We start from the raw sequence: 2606 nt of genomic DNA, 5'->3' as shown, positions 1-2606 counted from the left end.
CCGGTCACCCACCCACCCCCGAGACAGGGTCGACTGATCAGGGGACCAGCAGCGGGCTCGGAGCCTCCAGGACCTCCGCCGGAACCCGCACCCCCAGCTCGAACAGCCTGCGCAGGTGCGCCTGGTGGCTGAACCGCTCACGCAGCACCTCGTGACCGATCCGCACCTGCCGGGCGTACCGTTCCTCGTCGCCCATCAGCGCCTCGATCTCCGCCCGGACCCCCTCCGGCTCCGTGTAGAGAGCGGCGTCCCCGAACACCGGGGCGAAGGAGGGCGGGAGCAGCGTCGGCAGACCGACCGCGATCGCCTCCAACGGCGCCCTACCGAACGGCTCCAGGTGCCCCTGACCCGTGAAGTACACGTACGCGTCCAGTTCGTTCAGGAACTCGCGGGCGCTCACGGAGTCGAACGGGTGCGTGGTCCAGTGCGGGGGCAGTTCGCCCAACGTGTGTTCGGCGAACCTCGTGCCGCCCAGCACGTGCGTCTCCCAGCCGGGCAGCGCCGGGTAGGCGGCGGCCAGTGCCGCCGGGTCCTCCGGCCACTTGTCCCGGTCGTCCCGTGAATGGCGGCCGAGCAGCACCCGACCGTCCGGGTTCCGGCGCCCTCCCCGCCGCCACGCGTCGACGTCGATGACGTTGGTCCAGTCCTCGTCCGCCAGCGGAACCCCCGCCATCTCCGAGGAGTGGTGCAGCACCATCGCTTCGCGCACTCGCGGGCTGATCGGGTGCCAGCTGTGCTCGCCGAGCATGCTCGTGAACCCCTTCACGCAGCGCGCGACGTTCCACGCCTCGTTCGGGGCCTCACCCTCCTGCCCGGACCCCTCCACCCCGTACCGGCGGTTCGGGGTCTGGTTGAGGACCACGATCCGTCGCGCCGCCTCCACCGTCGGCAGGACGTCCATCGGTCGCTGCCCGATCAGTGGGAAACGGACCACCAACAGGTCGCAGGTGACGCGTTCGTCCGGGGCGACGAAGCGGACCCGGTCGTTGTCGACAGCGGCCAGGATCTTGGGGTTGACACCACGGGACTGGTCGGCGCGTAGTACCGGGTGGTGGATCAGGCCGGTGGTCAGCCCCGCGTCACGCTGCGCGGTGATCTCCTGGAGATTGCTGCCGGTGCTGCCGCCGGGCAGACGGAAGTCCGACATCAGCACCACGTCGAAGTGCCGGGCCGCACGCGGCGCCCGGATGCGCGCCGTCAGCAGCGAGGGAACGCCGGACGATCCCCGGGCCGCGCGCGGGGCGGAGAGATCGGCCAGGTGAGCGTGGTCGCGGGCGCTCTCGGGTTGGCCCGTCGCGCGGTGCCAGTTGGACAGCGTCTTGTGGGCCTCGGCGCGTACGGCCGGGCTGGCCTCGGAGTCCGCGCCCAGTCCGCGCAGCCGTGCCAGCCCCAGGGAGCTGTAGCCGTTCCAGAGCAGGTCCTGCGCGGTGGCCAGGCTCCGCTCGGCCGGAGTCGTTCGCGCCGCGTCCGGTTCCGTTCCCTCACCCGAGTGTCCGGCCGGGTGCGCACCCGAACGTCCGATCGAATCCTCACCCGAGCGTCCGTCCGGACTCCCGACCGACCCCAACGCCTGGTCGCGGGTCGCGGCCAGCCTGGCCTGCTGTCGCTCGTACCGGGCCCAGCCCTCCACGGTCCGGTCCGCACAGGCGTCGGCGGCCTCCTGGATGGTCTGGCGCACCCGCACGTCCCGGTCACGGGCCAGGCTGACGTCGTCGTGGCGGTCGCGTGCCATCTCATCGAGCTGCACGCGCACCTCCTCCATCTTCTCGGCGAGGGTTCTGCGTTCTCGGTCCACGGCGAAGACCACACCCAGCGCGAGGACGGCGAGCCCCGCGAAGACCAGGGCCAGGGCCAGCCTGGGTGGGCTGAAGGCGACGGCCGCGGTGACCGCCACGACGGCGACCGACACGACCTGCGTGCGGGAAATCGAACTGAGACTCATGACGCGACCACGTTCCGCATAGGGGATAACTTCCTCCCGCGCGGATCCGGTGGGGGACGACCGGTGGCGGCGGGTGCCACCAAGGGTCACCCAGAGGTGCGTCGTGGCGAAGGAACCCCAGTTCGGGGGAGCGTCGGTGACAGAGCAGCGCGAAGCGGCCGAAACCGGATCTGCCTGGGCCGCTGATCACCGACCCACCGGCCCCACCGGCCTCCGGCTTTACTACCGACCCACCGAGCCACAGGACTCACCACTGGCCCACCGACCCCACCGACCCACTGACCCACGGAGTCACCTCCGACCCACCGACCCACCGGTCAAAGGAGCCACCCCCGACCACCGACCATCGAGCCGCCAACTCACCTGGTGGGAGTTCCTCCCGGCCGAGTCTCAACCGGTGGGGGCTCAGCCCTGGCGGGGGATCGAAGCGGGTGGGTGGAGTGCTCCAGTCCGCAGGGGAGCCTCCTCCGTCAGCCGTTCAGCCGTTCAGCCGTTCAGTCGCTCAGCCGCTCAGCCGCTCAGCCGCTCAGCTGCTCAGACGACCTGGCGGGGGCCTAGAACGTGCAGGTGGAGGGGCTCAGTCCGAAGGGGACCTTCCTCCGTCAGCCGACTCCGGCCGCCCGGCAGACCCAGGTCACCTTCACCCACCTCCACCCCCGGGTCC

1 protein-coding gene is annotated in these 2606 nt (G+C 71.3%); it reads right to left on the bottom strand.

Going from position 1 to position 2606, the window contains the following annotated elements; translation table 11 throughout:
- Positions 1–37: 37 nt before the first annotated feature.
- On the bottom strand, positions 38–1942 hold the full coding sequence (locus tag ADX84_RS24945; RefSeq protein ID WP_049579915.1) for a glycosyltransferase: 1905 nt from the start codon (positions 1940–1942) through the stop codon (positions 38–40).
- Positions 1943–2606: the final 664 nt, after the last annotated feature.

The sequence above is a fragment of the Nocardiopsis sp. SBT366 genome (genome assembly GCF_001083815.1).
Classification (GTDB): domain Bacteria; phylum Actinomycetota; class Actinomycetes; order Streptosporangiales; family Streptosporangiaceae; genus Nocardiopsis; species Nocardiopsis prasina.
The sequence above is the reverse complement of the archived record's forward strand: the minus strand, read 5'-3'. Positions and strand labels throughout refer to the sequence as shown.